This window comes from Mycoplana rhizolycopersici, assembly GCF_013378445.1.
GTDB classification, from domain to species: domain Bacteria; phylum Pseudomonadota; class Alphaproteobacteria; order Rhizobiales; family Rhizobiaceae; genus Mycoplana; species Mycoplana rhizolycopersici.
The window spans coordinates 299311-320926 of the sequence record NZ_JABXYK010000002.1; the positions used below are offsets into that span (position 1 = coordinate 299311).

General features: G+C 63.7%; 17 protein-coding genes and 1 other annotated feature. Of the genes, 5 read left to right on the forward strand and 12 right to left on the reverse strand.

Going from position 1 to position 21616, the window contains the following annotated elements:
• Positions 1 to 76: 76 nt before the first annotated feature.
• The 5 genes from HV823_RS03920 to HV823_RS03940 form a co-directional block, all read right to left on the reverse strand.
• A complete protein-coding gene (locus tag HV823_RS03920; protein ID WP_176948426.1) occupies positions 77 to 1435 on the reverse strand; it encodes an esterase-like activity of phytase family protein in 1359 nt (452 codons plus the stop codon).
• A gap of 161 nt (positions 1436 to 1596) precedes the next feature.
• Positions 1597 to 2097 (reverse strand): phosphatase domain-containing putative toxin, encoded by a 501-nt coding sequence (locus HV823_RS03925; protein ID WP_176948427.1) that lies wholly within the window; start codon positions 2095 to 2097, stop codon positions 1597 to 1599.
• Between the two features lie 176 nt (positions 2098 to 2273).
• Entirely contained in the window at positions 2274 to 3419 is a 1146-nt protein-coding gene (gene rnd / locus HV823_RS03930; protein ID WP_176948681.1) for a ribonuclease D, read from the reverse strand.
• Between the two features lie 93 nt (positions 3420 to 3512).
• Positions 3513 to 4916, reverse strand: a complete 1404-nt coding sequence (locus tag HV823_RS03935) for a multicopper oxidase family protein (RefSeq protein ID WP_176948682.1) — start codon at positions 4914 to 4916, stop codon at positions 3513 to 3515.
• A gap of 88 nt (positions 4917 to 5004) precedes the next feature.
• A complete protein-coding gene (locus HV823_RS03940; RefSeq protein WP_176948428.1) occupies positions 5005 to 6243 on the reverse strand; it encodes an MFS transporter in 1239 nt (412 codons plus the stop codon).
• Between the two features lie 623 nt (positions 6244 to 6866).
• Here HV823_RS03940 and aspS point away from each other — a divergent pair.
• The 4 genes from aspS to HV823_RS03960 all read left to right on the forward strand — a co-directional run bounded on the left by aspS (position 6867) and on the right by HV823_RS03960 (position 13156).
• Positions 6867 to 8654: an aspartate--tRNA ligase gene (aspS, locus tag HV823_RS03945; RefSeq protein ID WP_176948429.1), complete on the forward strand. Its 1788-nt coding sequence runs from the start codon at positions 6867 to 6869 to the stop codon at positions 8652 to 8654.
• A 13-nt stretch (positions 8655 to 8667) separates the two neighbouring features.
• On the forward strand, positions 8668 to 9150 hold the full coding sequence (locus HV823_RS03950; RefSeq protein ID WP_210270702.1) for an FUSC family protein: 483 nt from the start codon (positions 8668 to 8670) through the stop codon (positions 9148 to 9150).
• 136 nt (positions 9151 to 9286) lie between these two features.
• Positions 9287 to 11422 (forward strand): methyl-accepting chemotaxis protein, encoded by a 2136-nt coding sequence (locus HV823_RS03955; protein WP_176948431.1) that lies wholly within the window; start codon positions 9287 to 9289, stop codon positions 11420 to 11422.
• Positions 11423 to 11545: 123 nt separating this feature from the next.
• Positions 11546 to 11601: a sequence feature (sul1 is cis-regulatory element that is thought to sense ions involved in sulfur or methionine metabolism; They are found in Alphaproteobacteria), on the forward strand.
• Between the two features lie 70 nt (positions 11602 to 11671).
• The gene (locus tag HV823_RS03960; RefSeq protein WP_176948432.1) at positions 11672 to 13156 is read left to right on the forward strand and encodes a SulP family inorganic anion transporter; all 1485 of its coding nucleotides are present in this window, start codon (positions 11672 to 11674) and stop codon (positions 13154 to 13156) included.
• A 66-nt stretch (positions 13157 to 13222) separates the two neighbouring features.
• On the opposite strand, the gene HV823_RS03965 is transcribed toward HV823_RS03960, so the two are convergent.
• The gene (locus tag HV823_RS03965) at positions 13223 to 14410 is read right to left on the reverse strand and encodes a hypothetical protein (RefSeq protein WP_176948433.1); all 1188 of its coding nucleotides are present in this window, start codon (positions 14408 to 14410) and stop codon (positions 13223 to 13225) included.
• A 438-nt stretch (positions 14411 to 14848) separates the two neighbouring features.
• Here HV823_RS03965 and parC point away from each other — a divergent pair, with 438 nt between their 5' ends.
• Positions 14849 to 17128 (forward strand): DNA topoisomerase IV subunit A, encoded by a 2280-nt coding sequence (gene parC, locus HV823_RS03970; RefSeq protein ID WP_176948434.1) that lies wholly within the window; start codon positions 14849 to 14851, stop codon positions 17126 to 17128.
• A 167-nt stretch (positions 17129 to 17295) separates the two neighbouring features.
• On the opposite strand, the gene HV823_RS03975 is transcribed toward parC, so the two are convergent.
• From HV823_RS03975 to hemB, 6 genes are all read right to left on the reverse strand, one after another.
• Entirely contained in the window at positions 17296 to 17694 is a 399-nt protein-coding gene (locus HV823_RS03975; RefSeq protein ID WP_176948435.1) for a type II toxin-antitoxin system death-on-curing family toxin, read from the reverse strand.
• Entirely contained in the window at positions 17691 to 17912 is a 222-nt protein-coding gene (locus tag HV823_RS03980; RefSeq protein WP_176948436.1) for an AbrB/MazE/SpoVT family DNA-binding domain-containing protein, read from the reverse strand. Before HV823_RS03980 ends, HV823_RS03975 begins: the two co-directional genes overlap by 4 nt.
• Before the next feature lie 64 nt (positions 17913 to 17976).
• Positions 17977 to 18855 (reverse strand): DMT family transporter, encoded by an 879-nt coding sequence (locus HV823_RS03985; RefSeq protein ID WP_210270704.1) that lies wholly within the window; start codon positions 18853 to 18855, stop codon positions 17977 to 17979.
• 57 nt (positions 18856 to 18912) lie between these two features.
• The gene (locus tag HV823_RS03990; protein ID WP_176948438.1) at positions 18913 to 19674 is read right to left on the reverse strand and encodes an arginyltransferase; all 762 of its coding nucleotides are present in this window, start codon (positions 19672 to 19674) and stop codon (positions 18913 to 18915) included.
• A gap of 179 nt (positions 19675 to 19853) precedes the next feature.
• A complete protein-coding gene (locus tag HV823_RS03995; RefSeq protein WP_425487632.1) occupies positions 19854 to 20339 on the reverse strand; it encodes an RDD family protein in 486 nt (161 codons plus the stop codon).
• Positions 20340 to 20420: 81 nt separating this feature from the next.
• On the reverse strand, positions 20421 to 21428 hold the full coding sequence (gene hemB / locus HV823_RS04000) for a porphobilinogen synthase (protein ID WP_176948440.1): 1008 nt from the start codon (positions 21426 to 21428) through the stop codon (positions 20421 to 20423).
• Between the last annotated feature and the right edge of the window lie 188 nt (positions 21429 to 21616).

Sequence of the window (21616 nt, forward strand, 5' to 3'; positions counted from 1 at the left end):
CGGTAAGCGCGGGACAAGCGGACGATCCCCGCGCCGTCGGCGCGGGGATCGTCGTCTGAACATTCGGCGTTCACGCTCACTCCGCCTTCAGGAATTCGCCGACTTCGAGCAGCACGAACTCGTTGTCATCGGCCTTGTCGAGCGCGCGGCCGGCGGAGAACGGCAGGTTGTTGTCGTTGCCGACCACGATGTGGGTCTCGTCCACCCGATCGACGTTCTCGATCGTCACGAACGGCATGTCATAATAACCGTCGCCGCCGCCCTGGCGCCTCTTGTTGTCGGGGTCCGCAATCTTCAGCAGGTCGATGTAGCCGATCTTGCGCACGGCCTTGCCGACGTTTTCTTCGCTCATCTCGATCTTGTAGATCCGCTTCACCTTGGAAGGAACGGCGAAGCAGTCTGCCTTCGGATCCTTCGGGTCGGCACAGGCCTTGTCGATTGTGCCTGCCCCGTTGTCGCGTTCGATCACCAGTGCGGTCTTGTCGTCCAGCATGTTGAAGTCGCCGATCGCCTCGCCGCCTTCCGCGAGCGGATAGAGCCAGCTGCGGCCGGTCCAGGTCTTCGTCGCGACGTCGAATTCGACAATGCGCAACGCCGGGCGACCCTCTGCCTGCTCGACGGTTTCGCTATCGGTCCACAACGGGCCCTCCAGAAGCCCATAGAGCTTGCTGCCGTCTTTCGACATGGCAAGCCCCTCATAGCCGCCGGAGCGCTTGAGCTTGAAAGCCGGCGTCGGCTTCGAGGGATCGGCCTGCAGCGTCAGCGTCGGATGGTCGGGCGACATCAGCGTCTGGCCGTCGACCTGGGTGGCAACGACGTCGGTCAGCTTGCCGTCGCGATCGAACTTCAGGATGTAGGGACCGAACTCCTCGCCGATCCAGAAGCCGTCTGCGACCGGCTGGATCGATTCCACATCGAAGTCAGCACCGGTGAGATAACGGGTGGCAGCACCCTCCATGGCGATCGGGAACGGTGCCTTCCGGTCCGGATCGGACAGGAAGACCGTCCTGACCGCTTCCAGCTTGCCATTGTCCCAGTCGAAACGGACGTTGTGCAGCATCAGCATTGCATCGGTAGAGTTGAGCTTGGCTCCGAAACCGTTGTCGGACAGTGTCCAGAACGTGCCGTCCGCCATGATCTTGATCCCGGAGAAGCCCTGCATCGGCTGGCCATCGAAGGGCAGAGAGAGGCCGGTGGTGCGCACGCCGTCCTTGCCGGGCACCGTGCCGAGGCCTTCGGCGCGCTTGCGGTCAGCAGTGGTGAACTTGCCCGACGTCTTCAGATAGTCGGCGGCATCGCCGGGTGCGGCGATGATCGTGTTCGCCGGCAGGATCGCGTGCGCCTTGAGCGTGGCCGTAAAGGCCTTCTCCTCGGCGGAAGCCTGCCCGCACATGACGAGGGCAACGGCGGCGGTGGTCAGCAAGAATTTGGTCATCAAACATCCCCCATGGGTTTGCATTGCGGCCCAGTCGATAGGGACCCGCTGTGACCGGTGCTTGACAGTTGGTTGAAGGTTTGGTGACCGTCCACGGCGGTCGCTTCGGTTGCCGGAACCATCTGCCGATCGGTGAGCCGTTCCCCGCCGTCAGGCACCGGCTAGCCGGCCGCAGATGCCGCCCAACGATACTGGCGTTCGGTCTGCACCGCGCCGGGCCGCACCGACCGGATGTGGCGAAGCGCCTGGTCCGGCTGCCAGCCGCGCTCGACGAGGAGTCGCAACGCCGCCATTCCAGCGCGGCCGTGTCCGCCATGGCAGTGAACGAGCACGGCGCCGCCGCCGTCCAGGATCGCGTGCAGCGCCGGCGCTATGCCGGCCCATTTCTCCAGGCTCGCAGCGCCTGGCCCGCCGAGGTCGTGGACGGGGACGTGAAACCATGCAATCGACCGCCCGGACAGCCGTTCACCCAGATCCGCGCAGTCGCAGACCTGCATTTCCGCCATGTCGGTCATGGAGAGGACGACGGCAGCGCCCCATTCGGCGATGGCTGCGATGTCATGGTCGGGAGCACCGCTGCGTCCGGGGATATGGCTGATTCCGATCCGTCCGCCGTCAGGCAGCACGATGGTCGAAATCGTAAAGGGTTCGGCAATGGCCATGATGCCATTCTAACGCATGTTTCGGCGAAAGCAGCCGGGCATTTCAAGATCGGGAAATGTGCAGAACGCTGAAAGAGCGCCTGCGCGAATCGGACGACGCGGCATGCGCCGGCGATGCCTTACCTGTCGGAGACCGCCTTCCGTGTTGCGAAGGCGGTCCGTGCAGATGGGCCGGATCAGAGCTCGACGGCTTCGATCTTCCTGTTGACGAAGCGCAGCGCCACCTTGCCGCCGATCAGGTCCAGGGCCACGTTGCCGAACAGGTCGCGGCGCCAGCCGTGCAGGGCGGCGACCTCGGCATTTTCGCCGTCGATGGCGATCTTTTCCAGATCGTCGCTGTTGGCGATGATCTTGGCGGCAACACCCTGTTTTTCAGCGACGAGCTTGAGCAGCACCTTCAGCATTTCGCTGGCGGCGGCGGCACCCTCCGGCACCTGCGGCTGGCGTGGCAGCTTGGGAAGCTCCGTCTTCGGAATTGCCAGCGCTTCCTTGATTGCCTCCAGAAGGGCCGAGCCGGACTGCGAGCGTTCCCATCCCTTCGGGATCGTGCGCAACCGTCCAAGCGCCTCGGCATCCGCGGGCTGCTGCTGGGCGATCTCGTAGATCGTGTCGTCTTTCAGGATACGCGAGCGCGGCACGTTGCGCGACCGGGCCTCGCGTTCGCGCCATGCGGCGACCTTCTGCAGCACGACCAGTTCGACGGGCTTCTTGACCCTGAGTTTCAATCGCTTCCAGGCATCGTCCGGATGAATGTCATAGGTGCCGGGAGCCTCCAGCACCGCCATCTCCTCGGTGACCCAAAGCGTGCGGTCTTCCTGCTCAAGCTTGGCCTTGAGGAACTGGTAGACGTCGCGCAGGTGGGTGACGTCGGCAAGGGCATACTCCAGCTGCTTGTCCGTCAGCGGCCGGCGACTCCAGTCGGTAAAGCGCGAGGATTTGTCGATCTGCACGCCCTTCGTTTTCTGCACCAACTGGTCGTAGGAAACGCTGTCGCCGAAGCCGCAGACCATGGCGGCGACCTGCGTATCGAAGATCGGATGCGGGATCAGCTTACCGAGGTTGTAGATGATCTCGAGGTCCTGCCGGGCGGCATGGAAAACCTTGACCACGCTGGTATCGGCCATCAGCGCGAAGAACGGCGCAAGGTCGATCCCTTTCGCCATCGGATCGACGATCACCGCTGTCTCGGGGCCGGCCATCTGGATCAGGCAGAGCTCCGGCCAGAACGTCGTCTCGCGGAGAAACTCCGTGTCGATCGTCATATATTCGGATTTTGCAAGCAGGGCGCAGGCTTCTGCCAGCGCAGCGGTGGTCTCGATGATATGCATCAAATTTGCTCGAATGGCGGCCGGGTTCACGTCATGATGGTTTAGCCGCTCCACCATTTCGCCACAATCGAAAACTGACAGCCGGTGTCAGCTTATGCGAACATAGCTGCTCATCCCGGCCTTCTGGTGTTCGATGATATGGCAATGGAGCAGCCATTCGCCGGGGTTGTCGGCTACGAATGCAAGGTCGGCGGTTTCGTCAGGTTGCAACAGGATTGTGTCCGTCGGGTGGCCCAGAAGCCGCGGCTGGTTGGAGGCCACCGCACGGAAGCTCAGGCCGTGCAGGTGGATGGGGTGGGCGTGCGGGGTCCGGTTCGCCATGCGGAAGATGTAGCTCCTGCCGAGTTTCAGTTCGGCAAGCGGTGCTATCCGGTCTGGCGTATCGCCCGGCCAGGCGACGCGATTGATCGCCCAGAAGGTGTAGCCGAGCGACCCGCAGATGCTGGCGCGCGCGCCGTGTTCGGCAGTCGCGGTGAAATCGAGCGGAATGATCTCCGCCTTCGGGTCGGCGACAGGAACCTCATTGGCGGGAAGGGGGGTGACGTCGCCGAGGTCGCCCTTCCGGCTGGCGCCGGTGGCACGCAGCGAGGCGACCGTCCAGGGCGTGCTGCCGCGCAGGTTGAGGAGCCTGACGGTTTCACCCTCGCCATCCGGCATGCGCACCACCAGCTCCATGCGCTGGCCGGGGCCCACGTCAAAGAGCTCGAGCGGGAAGGGGGCTTCCAGCGGGTTGCCGTCGAGTGCGACGATCTTTGCCGCGCCGCCCTCCAGTCCCAGCCGGTAGATGCGGGTGACGTCCGTGGCGGCAATGCGAAGACGCACCAGCCCTCCGGCCGGCGCGTCGTAGACCGGTTCCTTGTGCCAGTTGGTGGTGCGCACCGTGCCGTAGGTGCCGCTTCTGGCGGCATCCCGGGGCTTGAACTGTTCGATGAACTGCCCGTCGCCGCCGAGCCTCCAGTCGCGCAGGTTCAGCACGATCTCGGCATCGAACGTTGGGTCTTGCGGATTATCCACGACGATGACACCCGTCATGCCGCGTCCCATCTGCTCAAGCGTGTTGCAGTGCGGATGATACCAGAACGTGCCGGCATCGGGCGGCGTGAAGCGATAGTCGAACGTGTCGCCGGGATAGACATAGGGCTGCGTCATTTCCGGCACCCCGTCCATGGCATTTGCGATGCGAAGACCGTGCCAGTGAACTGTGGTCGGCTCCTTCAGCCGGTTGACGAGGCGGGCGGCGAACGCCTCGCCCTTGCGCATCCGCAATACCGGCGGCAGGCCGTCGCGGGGATTGCTCTTCTCGCCCAGCCTGTAGGACATCGTGCGCTCGGTGATATTCTGACCGTCGATCGTCGCGCTGCCGTCATGGGCGACGAGATTAAGCGGGCTGCCGGCAGCGGCGCGTCGCGCCAGCGGCAGCATCATGCCCGCGCCGAAGGCAGCGGCGGCAAGGGCTGAACCTTTGATGAGGGTGCGGCGGTCGATCGGCATGACGGCTCCGGAGGTGGAATTGGCGACCTCCTTAAACCTGATATCCCCGCTCATCAATGCGATCATGCAAGGACCGCGCGGCGACAAATCAGCGCTCTTCGCCGTTGCGGTTGTCCCCTGCGAGCTTGTTGAAGAAGGCGGACGTGCGCAGCAGGTTGCGGAAGCGTCCGTGCCGCTGTTCCGCGGGCACGCCCGGCCGGGCGGTCATGCGCACAACGGTATAGGCCATGAAGATCACCATGACGACGGCGGTGTAGGTGAACAGCGAGCCCGGGCCGAACATATCGAGCAGCACCGAGGCGAAGAGCGGGCCGATGATCGCGCCGATAGACCAGAAGAACAGCATGCCCGCCGACACCAGCGCGTGCTCTCCTTCGCCGGCGTGGTCGTTGGCGTGCGCCGAACACAGCGAATAGAGCGGCATGGCGAAGGCCCCGAAGACGAAGATGCCGGCCATGTTCAGCCACTCGTCACTCCCGGCATAGATGGCCAGGAAGAGGGCTGCGGCCGTCGCGCCGAATGTGGCGAAGAGGATGATGACGCGGCGGTCCAGCTTGTCCGAATAAAGGCCGAGCGGATATTGCAGCACGACGCCGCCGATGATGCCCGCGCTCATGAAACTGGCGATTGCCGTCACCGACATCCCGATCTCCTGGCCGTAGATCGGCCCGAGCGATCGGAACGCCGCATTCGTCAGGCCGACGACGATGCAGCCGATCGTCGCCAGCGGCGAGATGTTCCATAGCTTCTTGACGTCGAAGCGGATCGATTCCGGCGCAATCGGGCTCGAGCGGTCGGCAAGCGAGATCGGGACGAGCGAGAGTGTCAGCGCCATGGAGATGATGGCGAAGAGCTGGAAGCCACCGATGCCGACGCCCGGAATGAGGTACTGCGCCGCCGTCACCGAGCCGAGATCCACCAGGCGATAGACCGACAGCGTGCGCGCGCGGTTGGCATTGGTGACGCTGGCGTTCAGCCAGCTTTCCACCGTGGCGAACAGGCTGGCAAAGCACAGGCCCGACAGCAGCCGCATGAAGAACCAGAACGTCGGGTCGATGACCAGCAGCATCGAGATCGACGAGGCCGATGCGATTGCCGCCATCGCCGAGAAGGTGCGGATGTGGCCGATCGCCCGCAGGATGCGGGTGACGTAGATGCAGCCGACGGCAAATCCGATGTTGTAGCCGGCCCCCACAAGGCCGATTAGCGAAGTGGAGAAGCCTTCGTGCGACGCGCGCAGCGAGATGAAGGTTCCCTGCAGGCCGTTGCCGCCGATCAGGATGCCGGCGGTTACGAGAAGGGGAACGAGGAGACGGATCTGGCTCATGGGGCCGCCACAGGAGGGAATCGCAATGCGCTTTGCGTCGCAGGCGATTACTACAGGCGGATGCAGCCGTATGACAGGCCGGAAGTGACATCGGGAAGAATTTTGGAGTGCAGCCGACCGATCGGGCCTGAAATCAACCGATCGATCGGCTGCGAAGGGAGGGTAAGGCCGTATGCGGCCCTCGCGCCGGCCTTACTGGCGGTTCATGTCGAAGACGACCCAGCGGAAAAAGAAATACACGGCGACCGAAATGATGATCAGCGGCGTCAGCATAGGGAGTTCAAGCATATCATTGCCCTTCTTCTTGTTTGAGCTGCATCATGCAGCCGCCCGATACTCTACCGCATCGCTTAAATTCGGGTGGAGCAACATGGTGAATCAAAAGGCAAAGCGCCGTTAACCTGCCGTTGTCCGATTTGCCGATCGAAGCTCCGTAGCAGCCCGCCGGGCAGGCTTCGCCGAAATGGAGAATGCCGCGGCAAGGCGCGGAGCATCGCCGGTACGCGCGCGCAGCCATGCCCAAGCCTTGACAAATCGGGCCGGCCATGCGCTTTTCCGGCCGATTTTCAAGAAGTGCGGCACCGCTTTGCGAGCCGAGCTCAAGCGCATTCCAGGATAGAACAATGCACCCTTACCGCAGCCACACCTGCGCCGCCCTCCGCAAGTCCGACGTCGGCCAGGCCGTTCGTCTTTCCGGCTGGGTTCATCGCGTCCGCGATCATGGCGGCGTGCTCTTCATCGACCTGCGCGACCACTATGGCATCACCCAAGTCGTCGCAGACCCCGATAGTCCGGCCTTCAAGCTGGCCGAGACCGTGCGCGGCGAATGGGTGATCCGCATTGACGGCCTCGTCAAGGCCCGCACCGAAGACACGGTCAACAAGGGCATGCCGACCGGCGAGATAGAGCTTTACGCGCAGGAAATCGAAGTGCTTTCCGCCGCCAAGGAACTGCCGCTGCCGGTCTTCGGCGAGCCGGAATATCCGGAAGACGTGCGCCTGAAGTACCGCTTCATCGACCTTCGCCGCGAGACGCTGCACAAGAATATCGTCAAGCGCACGCAGATCATCTCCTCCATGCGCAAGGGCATGGGTGAGGCCGGCTTTGCCGAATACACGACGCCGATTCTGACGGCTTCATCGCCCGAGGGCGCCCGCGACTTCCTCGTGCCGTCGCGCATTCACGAAGGCAAGTTCTTCGCCCTGCCGCAGGCCCCGCAGCAGTACAAGCAGCTCCTGATGGTCGCCGGTTTCGACCGCTACTTCCAGATCGCGCCGTGCTTCCGCGACGAAGACCCGCGGGCTGACCGCCTGCCGGGCGAATTCTACCAACTCGACGTCGAGATGAGCTTCGTCACCCAGGAAGATGTCTGGGATACGATGGAGCCGATGATGACGGCCGTCTTCGAGGAGTTCGCCGAAGGCAAGCCGGTCACCAAGACGTGGCCGCGCATTCCCTATGACGAAGCGATCCGCAAGTATGGCTCCGACAAGCCGGACCTGCGTAACCCGATCGTGATGGAGGCCGTCACCGATCACTTCGCCGGCTCCGGCTTCAAGGTCTTCGCGAACATGATCGCGTCGAACCCGAAGGTTCAGGTCTGGGCGATCCCGGCCAAAACCGGCGGCTCCCGTGCATTCTGCGACCGCATGAATGCCTGGGCGCAGTCGACTGGCCAGCCCGGCCTCGGCTACATCTTCTGGCGCAAGGAAGGCGAGAAGCTTGAAGGCGCCGGTCCGCTTGCCAAGAACATCGGCGAAGAGCGCACCGAGTCCATCCGCACGCAGCTCGGTCTCGAAGACGGCGACGCCTGCTTCTTCGTCGCCGGCGACCCGGCCAAGTTCTACAAGTTTGCCGGCGAAGCCCGCACCCGCGCCGGCGAGGAACTGAACCTCGTCGACCGCGACCGCTTCGAGATGTGCTGGATCGTCGACTTCCCGTTCTACGAGTACAACGAAGACGAAAAGAAGATCGACTTCGCGCACAACCCCTTCTCCATGCCGCAGGGCGGTCTCGAGGCCTTCGACAGCAAGGATCCGCTGGAGCTGAAGGCCTATCAGTACGACGCGGTCTGCAACGGCTTCGAAATCGCCTCGGGTTCGATCCGTAACCAGTCGCCGGAACTGATGGTCAAGGCCTTCGAGAAGGTCGGCCTCAGCCAGGCGGACGTGGAAGAGCGCTTCGGCGGCCTCTATCGCGCCTTCCAGTATGGTGCCCCGCCGCACGGCGGCTGCGCCTTCGGCATCGACCGCGTCGTCATGCTGCTCGTCGGCGCGAAGAACCTGCGCGAAATCTCGCTGTTCCCGATGAACCAGCAGGCGCAGGACCTCTTGATGAACGCCCCGGCGCCGGCAACCCCGGCACAGCTGCGCGAATTGGGGCTGCGCGTCGTTCCGTCCAAGAAGGACTGATCTCGTGCTGCGGATGCTGCTCGATCGCGGTCGCGCAGCATTCTCCCGTGCCCTGGCGGCGGCGCTGTCCGCCGCCCTGGCATACTGGCTTGCCCACCTCCTGTTCGGGCAGCCACAGCCGATATTTGCGGCGATCAGCGCGCTGATCTGCCTGGCCCCCGGCATCCCCGACCACCTTCGGCAGGGTGCCAACCTGCTGGTTGGCGTGACCATCGGCATCCTCGTCGGCGAACTGGCATTCCTCATTCCCTACGATCTGGCGCCGCATCTCCTGGGCGAAGTCCGGCTTGCTGTAGCCACCTTCATCGCCATGATGCTCGCTTCGCTGTTCGGGCTGGCGCCGGTCGTTCCGATCCAGGCCGGCGCGTCGGCGATGCTGGTCCTGCTGCTCGGGCCACAGAATGCCGGTCTCGCGCGCTTTCTCGACGTCATCCTTGGGGTGGTGATCGGCGTCATCGTCGCCATCGTCTTCTTCCACGGTCGCCGAAAGGACTGAGGCGGTTGACAGCGGTGTGGCGACCGCCTTGCGCGAGCGGGCCTGTGAATTGTCACAAAACCTTCATAAAGGCTTGAGTTTCCTTTAAGTTCTTGGAGGCGATAGGTCAGGCTCCGTTTTCTATGGAGCGCCGTCCATGTCCGTTCTGTCCAAGCTGAAAATTGCACACCGCGTGATGGTGCTGGGGGTGCTGGCCGTGGCCGGCATCGCGGTCATCGCCGGCATCCTTCTTGCGCAGCGGCAGTTCGAAGCCGCCAATCGCGAGACGGGCTACCGGCTTGCGGCGCGCGAGGCGGAGTTCGGCAGCCTGTCTGCGGATTTCCTCGCCGCACGGCTGTCAGAGAAGGATTTCCTGCTTGGACACGACCTGTCGGCGAATGCCGCCTTCGAGCAGACTGTCGCGAGCGCAGTTGCGCGCCTGGAGAGGCTGAAGGCAGGGGCCGGCGTGGAACTTGCTGCGGAACTGCAGGAGATCGGCGCCCGGTTCGAAACCTATCGCAGCGCTTTTGCCAGCCTGGTGAAGCTCAACGTGGAACTGGGGCTCGACCAGTCGCAGGGACTGGAGGGCGCCATGCGCTCGGCCGTCCACGGCATCGAGAAGCAGTTGCAGGACATCGACGATGCAGGTGTGCGCGCCAGCATGCTGATGCTGCGTCGGCATGAGAAGGATTTCATCCTGCGCCGGGATGCGAAATACATCGAGCGACATGCGGAGGAGGCGAAGACGTTCACTGGTCTCGTGCGCAAGCTTTACCGTCCCGGGGCACAGCGACAACGGGTTATGGAGAGGTTCGACGTCTATCGCATCTCCTTCCGTCTCTACGCGGAAACCAGCCTGAAGGAGTCGGCCGCGCGTAAAGCGGTGAGTGCTGCGCATGCCGATATCCAGCCGGCAAAGGAGCGGGCGACGGCGCTCTTTGCCCGCGAACGGTCGCAGAACCTTGCCGCGAACGAGGCTTCGGCCCGCCGCACCATCACCGTGGTCGCCGTCCTGATCGGCGTGGCCGTGGTGGCGCTGCTTGTTGCCGTATGGCTCGTCGGTCGCTCGATCGTACGTCCGATCGGATCGATCACACAGGCGATGCGGTCCCTCGCCGGCGGCAGGACGGAGATCGCCGTTCCGGGCCTTTTCCGCCGCGACGAGATCGGTGCGATGGCGGCAGCACTTGAAGTTTTCCGGCAGGCGGCGATCGACAACCGGCGGCTGGAGGAGCAGGCGGAGGCGGACCGGCGCAAGGCCGAGGCCGAGCGCGCGGCAATCCAGGCGGGCGCAGAAGCCGAGGCGCATGAGCGGCTGATGCAGGCGACGCAGGGGCTTGCGGCCGGCCTGCGCCGGCTTGCCGGCGGCAATCTCGATTTCCAGCTGACGGAAGCGTTTTCGCCGGAATTCGAGGGGTTGCGTGCCGACCTGAACCAGGCGTTGCGTCAATTGGGGGCAGCGCTTCTGGAGATTTCGGCCGTCAGCGGTACCATCGACGGCGGCAGTCGCGAGATCAGCGCAAGCGCCGATACGCTTTCGACGCGCACCGAGCGGCAGGCGGGGTCGCTGGAAGAGACGGCGGCGGCGCTCGACGAGATTACCGCCAACGTGACCCATGCGGCCGAAAGGGCGCAGGAGGCGCGCGACGTCGCGTCCCGCGCCAACGTCCACGCAGAGCGTACCGCCGAACTCGTCGGCGGCACGGTGGGGGCGATGGAGCGTATCGAGCAGTCGTCGCGGCGTATCTCCAGCATCATCGGCGTCATCGACGAGATCGCCTTCCAGACCAACCTTCTGGCGTTGAACGCCGGCGTCGAAGCGGCGCGCGCCGGCGAGGCGGGCCGCGGCTTTGCGGTCGTCGCGCAGGAGGTCCGCGAGCTGGCGCAACGCTCTGCCGTTGCGGCAAAGGAGATCAAGGACCTGATTCGCAACTCAACCGCGGAGGTCGAAGACGGCGTCGAGATCGTCCGAAACACAGGTACGGCGCTGCAGGCGATCGGACAGGAGGTCAAGACCATTCACGCCTTGATGGAGGCGATCGCCATCTCTTCCCGCGAGCAGTCGCTCGGCATCTCCGCGGTCAACGCCACCGTCAACCAGATGGATCAGGGCACGCAGCAGAATGCCGCGATGGCGGAGGAAAACACTGCGGCGAGCGCCTTGCTCGCCACGCAGGCCGAACGGCTGCGCGTGCTCGTCTCCGCATTCAAACTGCCCGTGGGCGCCGAGCCTGCGGAGGTGGCCGCAGCGCAGACGGGCAGGGTGTTGCGCTTTGCGGGCCACGGCCGCTGAAGACTGCGACAGATTGGCGGAACAGAACGAGCATTTCGATTGCAGGGCTGACCAAAGGCGTCGGGCCTGAATGCCTCGTATGTTGCCATGCGGCGCATGGGCGGCTATACGGGTGCCAATCACCACGGACCCGGTGAAACTCCGGGTGGCTCTTCTGGCCGCCGATCCGCCAGACAACGCAAATGCATCAAATCACTCACATGCCGGCTTTCCAGCCGGCCTGGATGCATGGAATTTGCGAAACTTTCCATGAAAACCACGTTCTCCTCCTACCGGCACGAATGGTTCTGCAACATTCGCGCAGACATCCTCTCGGGCATCGTCGTCGCCCTTGCCCTGATCCCCGAAGCGATCGGCTTCTCCGTCATTGCCGGCGTCGATCCAAAGGTGGGCCTGTTCGCCTCCTTTGCCATCGCCTGCGTCTCGGCCTTCACCGGCGGCCGTCCCGGAATGATTTCGGCTGCGACCGCTGCAACCGCAGTGCTCATGGTCACGCTCGTCAAGGAGCACGGCCTGCAATACCTCTTCGCGGCGACCCTGCTGATGGGCGCCATCCAGATTGTTGCCGGCATGCTCAAGCTCGGCCGGGTGATGCGCTTCGTCTCCCGCTCCGTCATCACCGGCTTCGTCAACGCGCTGGCGATCCTGATCTTCATGGCGCAATTGCCCGAACTTATCGGCGTGCCGCACCTGACATACGTGATGATCGCTGCCGGGCTCGCCATCATCTATCTCTTACCCTACCTCACGAAGGCGGTGCCGTCGCCGCTCGTGGCGATTCTCGTCCTGACCGCGATCGCCTGGTGGGGTGGGCTGGATCTGCGCACCGTCGGCGACCTTGGCGAGCTTCCCTCGGCACTGCCGATTTTCGCCCTGCCGCAGGTGCCGCTGACTCTCGAGACGCTGCAGATCATCTTCCCCTATTCTGTGGCGCTCGCCGCAGTCGGCCTGCTGGAATCGCTGCTGACGGCACAGATCGTCGACGACATGACCGACACGACGAGCTCGAAGAGCCAGGAGTGCATAGGCCAGGGCGCGAGCAATATCGCCTCCGGCCTGATCGGCGGCATGGGCGGCTGCGCCATGATCGGGCAATCGGTGATCAACGTCACCTCCGGCGGCCGCGGCCGCCTGTCCACTTTCGTCGCTGGCGCCTTCCTGCTGTTCCTGATCCTCGTCCTTGACGACCTGGTGCGGATCATACCGATGGCCGCACTGGTGGCGGTGATGATCATGGTCTCGATCGGTACGTTCTCCTGGCGCTCCATCATCGATCTTCGGAAGAACCCGCTACCGTCTTCCATCGTGATGCTGGCAACGGTGGTCACGACGGTTGGAACGCACGACCTCGCCAAGGGCGTCCTCGTCGGCGTGCTCCTCTCCGGCGTCTTCTTCGCCGGCAAGGTCGCGCGCCTCTTCAGGGTCAGCTCCGAAACGGATGCGGGCGGCCGGGTCCGCACCTACGTCGTCGAAGGCCAGGTCTTCTTCGCCTCCACGGAGAGCTTCGTCGCGGCCTTCGACTTCGCCGAGGAGCTGGAGAAGGTGGTGATCGACGTCTCCAATGCCCATCTCTGGGACATCAGCGCCGTCGGCGCCCTGGACAAGGTGGTGCTGAAGTATCGCCGCCACGGCATCGAGGTCGAAGTGAAGGGGCTGAACGAGGCGAGCGCCCACATGCTCGACCGCTTCGCCGTCCACGACAAGGAAGGTGCGGCCCTGCCGGCGTCGCACTGAATTCGACCGAAAAAACCCGGCGGTTCGCCGCCGGGTTTCTGATCAACTTTGTTCGGCTTGCACCACTTAGTCGTTAGCTGTGACCGTTACGCCCAGAACCTGCGGGATCGTGTTCGGCGCGCCCATCGCAGCCCCCATGATCATGGGGAAGGGCACGGGGTTTGCTGGTGCTGCGGTAATCTTGAGCGATTTCGGATCGTCGAGATAGGTGTTCACGGCCTGCGAGATCTGGTTCTGCAACTCGGGCATGTTCAGCTGTGCGATCATCAGTGGCACCAGCCCCTTCAGCGATTGCGCCATCTGATCGCCGGAAACGCCCTGTTCGGCGCCGACCACGTCCAGCACCTTCTTCGTCAGCGACGCATCGTTGAAGCTGATCTCGGCGCTGTTGAAAGTCAGCTGCTGCAGCATGCCCAGCATCGACATGCCGAGCGCGTTGTTCGCCTCTTCCCTGTTGGGGTTGGCTTGCGCCGTCTCCACCGCTTCGCGCATCGTGTTCATGAAATCGAGCGTGTAGCCCGAAATCGCAAAGGCCAGGTTCAGCCTTCCGACGTCGTTGAAATCGAAGGCATATTCGTCGACGGAGAAGAGGCCGCTGCCAAGTTCCCAGCTGCCCTTCATGTCGATCTTGCCTTCGATCGTCTGCAGCCCGAGCTTTTCGATCGTATCCTTCCCCTTCGGGTCCTGGATCGTGGTCAGGTCCGCCTTGATGTCGGAGACCGAGCCGTCGAAGTCCATCCCGGCGTCGTTCGCGCGGCGTTCGATCCTGCCTTCTATGCGGGAGGTGGAAAAGACTTCCTTGCCCTTGTTGGTGACCGTGATCGGGCCGGTGGTCGCGGTCTCATAGAAAAGCATGGTGTCGAGCGTCTTGCCGTCCGCCTTGGCGGGGATGGTCAGCCCGCCAAGCTGGATGTCGGAGGCAACGATCGTCGTGTCGCCTTCGGTCCTGTTGATGTCCGGAAAGCTGACCGTTTCGATCCTGTAGCCGCCGTCGCCGTCCTCTTCGACGCCCTCAAGCGTGATGTCGCCGAGTTCCAGCGCCTCGCCGCCTGTGGGCGTGACCTTCGTTGCCTGCAGCGTCAGGGTATCGCCGTCGACCGCGATGTTGCCGTAGGTCACCGTCAGGCCGCTTGCGCTGTTGGCTGCATTGAGCTTGGCGACGAGGTCGGCGCCGTCGAGCGCGAAGGCGGGGCTTGCGATCGCCGCAAGCGCGACGCTGGCGAACATCTTACGGAGAGTGCGGTTATAAAGCATAATGGTTCCTTCTTGTCGTGCCGGCCGTCGGCCGTCGTCCGGCTCGGAAACGTTTGATACGGCTTGTCTATTCGTCATGCAAATTGGCGTCGCATCCCGCGCCGGGCGAAATGGTAAACGTCACTATTTCACGTCAATGGTGGCGGGAATGAGGGCGGACCGGCTGCCGGGACCGTCGACATGGCGCTGCGTGATGATGCTGATCGCAAACCGGTCGGTGCCCCGGAAACCCTTGTCCGGCCGAGAGACTATCGCCGTCCCGTGGACGGTTTTGCCGTTGCACTTGTCGCACGCCCTGTCCCTGCTGACACTGCGATGCTTCGCGGCCGTCGATTGCCTGCGTATCTTGGGTTTGCCGGCAACCTGGCAGGCCGGCTATCCACAGCGCAATCGCCCGGTTTCCTTGCCGCGAATCGGGCTTTTCGGTAGTCAAGTCCCATGGGACAAGAGATTTTGCCGCCCGGTGGCGGAGACGACGACAATATCCTTCCGGTCGACCTGAAGGCGGCGCTTGAAGAGCGCTACCTTGCCTATGCGCTGTCGACGATCATGCATCGCGCGCTGCCTGACGTGCGCGACGGCCTGAAGCCGGTACACCGCCGCATCGTGCATGCGATGCGCATCCTGCGGCTGGATCCCGGGCAGGCCTACAAGAAGTGCGCCCGCATCGTCGGCGACGTGATGGGTAAGTTCCACCCCCACGGCGACGCCTCGATCTACGATGCGCTGGTACGCCTGTCGCAGGATTTCGCCATCCGCTATCCGCTGGTGGACGGGCAGGGCAACTTCGGCAATATCGACGGCGATAACGCCGCGGCGATGCGCTACACCGAAGCGCGCATGACCGATGTCGCAACCCTGATCCTCGAAGGTCTCGACGAGGACGCGGTCGATTTCCGTCCGACCTACAACGAGGAGGACGAGGAGCCGGTCGTGCTGCCGGGCTCGTTCCCGAACCTGCTCGCCAACGGCGCCTCGGGCATTGCCGTCGGCATGGCGACCTCCATCCCGCCGCACAATGCGCACGAGCTCTGCGATGCGGCCCTCCACCTGATCAAGCACCCCGACGCCACCGTCGAGGATCTGATGTTCGATCCGGCGAACCCGCAGAAGGGCGGGGTCGAGGGGCCGGACTTTCCGACCGGCGGCATTATCGTGGAAAGCCGCGCGAGTATGCTGGAATCCTACCGCACCGGCCGCGGCGGGTTTCGCGTGCGGGCGAAGTGGGAGACGGAAGACCTGGGGCGCGGCGGCTATCAGATCGTCGTCACCGAAATCCCCTACCAGGTGCAGAAGTCGCGCCTGATCGAGAAGGTCGCCGAACTGCTTCTGGCGCGGAAGGTGCCGCTGCTGGAAGACATCCGCGACGAATCCGCCGAGGACGTGCGCATCGTGCTCGTGCCGAAGAGCCGCAGCGTCGATCCGACGCTGCTGATGGAATCGCTGTTCAAGCTGTCCGAGCTCGAAAGCCGTATTCCGCTGAATATGAACGTGCTCTCGATGGGACGCGTGCCGCGGGTGATGGCGCTGAACGAGGTGCTGTCGGAATGGCTGGCCCATCGCCGCGAAGTGCTGGTGCGCCGCTCCCGCCACCGGCTGGCTGCAATCGAGCGGCGGCTGGAAATCCTCGGCGGCTACCTCGTCGCCTATCTGAACATCGACGAGGTGATCCGCATCATTCGCGAGGAGGAAGAGCCGAAGCCGGCGCTGATGGCGCGCTTCTCGCTGACCGACCTCCAGGCCGAATCGATCCTCAACATGCGGCTTCGCTCGCTGCGCAAGCTTGAGGAATTCGAGATCCGTACCGAGTTCGACGGGCTGACGAAGGAGAAGGCGGAGATCGAGGCGTTGCTGGCCTCCGAGCCGAAGCAATGGCAGACCGTCGCCTGGCAGATCGGCGAGGTGAAGAAGAAGTTTGCCAAGGCGACCGAGATCGGCCGCCGCCGCACCCAGTTCTCGGATGCGCCGGAAACCGACATCGAGGCGATCCAGCAGGCGATGATCGAGAAGGAGCCGGTCACCGTCGTCATTTCCGAGAAGGGATGGATCCGGGCGCTCAAGGGACACATCGCCGATACGTCCGGCCTGCAGTTCAAGGAGGGTGATGCCCTCAACGTGGCTTTCCCGGCGCAGACAACCGACAAGATCCTCGTGCTGACGACCGGCGGCAAGGTCTACACGCTCGGCGCGGACAAGCTGCCGGGCGGACGCGGCCACGGCGAGCCGCTGCGCATCATGGTCGACATGGAGAACGATCAGGACGTCCTGACCGCCTTCGTGCACGATCCGGCCCGGAAGGTTATCCTCGCCTCGCAGGCCGGAAACGGCTTCGTCATCGCCGAGACGGAGATGATCGCCAACACCCGCAAGGGCAAGCAGATCATGAATGTCGGCATGCCGGACGAGACCAAGCTCGTGGTGCCCGTGCGCGGCGACCATGTCGCCGTCGTCGGTGAAAACCGCAAGATGCTGATCTTCCCGCTGGCGCAGCTGCCGGAAATGTCGCGCGGCAAGGGCGTGCGCCTGCAGCGCTACAAGGATGGCGGCGTTTCCGACATCCGCTGCTTCGCGCTCGACGAGGGCCTGACTTGGGACGACAGCGCCGGCCGCAACTTCGTACGCAGCAAGGAAGAGCTTGCCGAATGGCTCGCCGACCGCGCCAGCGCCGGTCGCACGGTGCCGAAGGGCTTCCCGCGCAGCGGCAAGTTCAGCGGATAGCGCATTTCCAGCCGAAGCGGCAGCGCTACGGCGTCGGACAATGCGATAATCACAAGCCCCTGGAGCAGGCGGGCGAAAGCGCGCGCGGCTTTGTGACAATGGCCTGCGTGGAGTCATAGGATGGGGCGTCAGGGCTGGGCTCGAGAAGTCGCAGCCCGCTTCACGGCTCAGGAGCCGGAGGGCAGGGGGACGGTGAAGTCGCGCAGGAAGCGCGTCGCCCCGTCCTCGTCGATCTCGCCGGCGGCGACGCCGAACACGAGTTCGATGACCCGACCCTGGTCAGCATCGACCAGCAAACCATTGATATAAAGGAACATAAACGCGGCCAGAAAGCCCGTTCTCTTGTTGCCGTCCGAGAAGGGGTGATTGCGAACGATACCGTAAAGGTAGGCTGCGGCGAGGACGAACAGATCATCTTCACCGTAGGTCGCCTTATGTTGCGGGCGGGCAAGCGCGGCCTCCAGCGCATTTTCGTCCTTCAGTCCCGGTAGACCACCGTGCTCTTGCAGCTGTTCATGATGAACGAGTTCGATAGCCTCGCGCGTCAGCCACTTCACCCGCTTCACTTGGCAAGTTCACGCAAGGCGACGCGATACTTTCCCATTCCGATGCTCGCAGCCCGAAGTTGTTCGGCGAGGTCCGCATTCTGCGGAACGAGCGTGAGCTGGCCATTGTCTTCTGTCAGGGTCAATTCGTCGCCCGCCTTCACGCCCAGGCGTTCAAGCACTTCCTTCGGGATGATGATGCCTTCGGAATTGCCGATCTTGCGGACGGTGACGTTCATGGCCGTATCCTCATGTTGCAACGTTGTTATAACATGAGGATGCGGCAGATCGCAAATCGACCCGTCAGGGATGCGTCGGGGCGGCCACGGCGCACGTGGCCTGCAGCCGGGCGGCTTTCGCCTTGCTGCGCATCTGCCACAGCGAATGGCACAGCAGCGCCAGGATAAGGATGGTGCCGCCGACGAGCGTCTGGCTGGAGGGCTGCTCGGCGAAGACGATCCACACCCAGATCGGCGCCAGCACCGTTTCCAGAAGATAAAACATCCCGACCTCGGGTGCGGACAGATATCGCGGCCCCGTCGCAAGGCACCAGAAGGCGAGTGGGATCATCACCAGCCCGTTGAAGAGGATGAAGGCCGGCTGTTCGATCTGCAGCGTGCCGCCGGGAAGCATCAGGAGCCCGGCAAGGCCCGGGACGATGGCGGTTACCAGCGGCACGAAGCCCATGTCGGCGCCGCTCTTGCGGCTGATGGTGATGGCGCTGGCAAGCAGCAAGGCGGAGCAGGCGGCCATCGCATCGCCGAAGAAATTGCCGCTCTCCAGCCCGTCATGGACGATCAGCGCAATGCCGCAGACCATGGCTGCCATGGTCGCAAGCGTAGCGTTCGACGGGCGCTCACCGAGAAAGAGCCATGAGAGAAGTGCGGCGAACATCGAGGTGAAGGCGAGGATGAAGACGACGTTGGCAGTGGTCGTGTTGAAGACCGCGAGCATGAACGTCAGCGAGTTGATGCCATACAGCACGCCGGCGGCAAGTCCGGCAGGACCCGGGATCAGCGCCAGCGGACGACGCAGCAGAAGGCGCAGGACCGACCAGATGGTCATTGCGACCAGAAAGGTCGCGATGCTGCGGACGGCAAGCAGCGACCACACCTCGCCGTGCGCCGAACGTATCAGGGGAATGTCGAAGGACAGGGCCAGACCGCCGACTGCGGTGATCATCAGGCCCTTGCGATGCAGGCTGGGGTCTTGGGCAGGTGACACGCGGAAATCCGATTCTCAGTCCGAACTTCCGCCATCATAGCGTTCCCAGCCGCGCGCCATCAGGTGCTCCTGCGGCAGAAACTTTGTTTTATAGTCCATTTTTCGGGAACCTTTTACCCAGTAGCCGAGATAGACGTGTGGCAACCCCAGCGCCCTGGCGCGGCGAATATGATCGAGAATCATGAAGGTTCCAAGCGAGCGTTGCTGCTCGTCCGGGTCGAAGTAGGAGTAGACCATCGAGAGCCCGTCGCCCATGCGGTCCGTCAGGGCTACTGCGACGAGCTCCCCCCGGGGCCGCTCCTCCAGGCCGGCGCCCTCGGTGCGCTTGCGATATTCGATGACCTTGGTGTGGACGTGGGTATCCTCGACCATCATCGCATAGTCGAGAACGGACATGTCCGACATGCCACCCTTCTGGTGGCGGCGGTCGAGATAGCGGCGAAACAGCGTGTATTGTTCGCTGGAGGGCTCGGCGGGATATTCGTAGCCGATGAGATCGCTGTTTGCTGCCTGCACCCGCCGCATCGAGCGCCTGGGCTCGAACTCGTTGACGAGGATGCGCACCGAGATGCATGCCCGGCAGGTTTCGCAGGCCGGCCGGTAGGCGATATTCTGCGATCGGCGGAAACCGCCCTGCGTCAGTAGGTCGTTGAGATCCGGCGCGCGCTCGCCGACGAGGTGCGTGAAGACTTTCCGCTCCATTTCGTGCGGCAGGTAGGGGCAAGCAGCCGGAGCCGTCAGGTAGAATTGGGGGGCGGGGGTTGTCTGGGTATTCATGTTTTCGGCACGCGACTCCAACCGGGCCTGACTGACAATACTAGCATGGCGCAGTTGAGGAAAAGGTCAACCGGTTCGGAGAGCTAGTACCGGCGTTGCCAATACTCCTGGCCGGCCTTCCGGTCGCCGAGGCCGGCCGCCCGCAAGGGCGGCGGCCGCAACGTTCAGCTGTCGATGTATCAGAAGCCCGAGCGCCGGGCGACGACGGTGCCGAGAAGCAGGTCGTGCAGCAATCGGCTGCGATCGGTGAACAGGCCGATCAGCAGGATGAAGGGCGTGAGCAGGGCATTGCCCAGCCAGAACAGCACGAGGTAGACGACGGAGGTGAGAAAATCCATCGGCCGCCCGTCCACGCGCATCACGGCCAGCCCCATCACGTTCATCCCGACGCTCGCCTGGTTCGGTCCGCCGATCGTCATGCCGAAATAAAGCATGGCGACGATGACGAAGAGCGCCGGATAAAGCATCCAGCCAAGGCCCAGCGTGATGATGCCGAGGAAGAAGACGACGACTGCCGCCGGCACCCAGAGAAGGGCGACGATCGCATAGTCGATCAGAAAGGCGAAGATCCGTCGGGACAGCACGCCGCGATAGGCGCGCCAGTCCGTGCTCGGCAGACGAACCTCGTCATAATTGCTCATCGAATGGCTCCTGTGTTCACTCATGCCACTGATATGGGAATTGCTGGCGCAAAAGCAATAAAGTCGGATGGCCCCAAGCCATCCGGGTGAATTGCGCGCAGACTGTCAGCCCTTCTTCGAAAGCTGCCGGGCGACCTCGACGGCGAAATAGGTCAGGATGCCGTCGCAGCCGGCGCGCTTGAAGGCGAGCAGCGTCTCCATCATCACCCGGTCCCCGTCGATCCAGCCGTTCATGGCCGCAGCCTTGATCTGCGCATACTCGCCGGAGACCTGGTAGGCGAACACGGGAAGGCCGAACGCTTCCTTCATCCGAAAGCAGATGTCGAGATAGGGCAGGCCCGGCTTGACCATCAGCATATCCGCGCCTTCCTCCACGTCGAGCGCCGCGTCGCGGATCGCCTCGGTGCCATTCGCGGGGTCGATGTAGTAGGTCTTCTTGTCGCCCTTCAAAAGCCCGCCGGTGCCGATTGCCTCGCGGTACGGCCCGTAGAAGGCGGAGGCGAACTTGGTCGCATAGGACATGATGCCGACGTTCTGGTGTCCGGCGGCGTCGAGCGCCTGTCGGATCGCACCGATCCGCCCGTCCATCATTTCCGAAGGCGAGATGATGTCGGAACCCGCATCGGCCTGGACGACGGCAGCCTTGGCCACCTGCTCCACCGTCTCGTCGTTGACGATCTCGTCGCCGCGCAGGATGCCGTCATGGCCGTGGCTGGTGAAGGGGTCGAGCGCCACATCGGTGATCACGCCGATCTGCGGCACATGCTTCTTCAGTGCCCGCGTCGCCTCGTTGATCAGGTTGTCGGCGGCAAGGCTGTTGGAGCCGGTCTCGTCGCGCAGATGCATCTCGATGTTGGGGAAGGTGGCGATCGCCGGCACGCCCAGGTCGGCGGCTTCCTTTGCCGCCTCGACAAGGCGGTCGACGCTCATGCGGCTGACACCGGGCATCGAGGGGATCGGCTCCACGATATTGGTGCCGGGGATGACGAAGACCGGCCAGATCAGGTCGTCCACCGTCAGCCGATTTTCCTGCACCAGGCGGCGCGTCCAGTCCGCCTTGCGGTTGCGGCGCATCCGCCGGTGGCCGGTGATCTGATCGACGACATTGGTCATGGAACTGTCCTTGCATGTTTTTCGTGCTCATAGCACGTCGGGACGGCTTACCAGAAGGCGTGCCCGGATGCGAATGCGGCACAAGGCCGCTTGCCCGGCACATTGCCGCCTGGCCGGAAACCAAAACCGAGCCGGCGCCAAAGGTTCCTATCACCGATCATTGGTATTATGCCCCGGCGGGGGCTGCT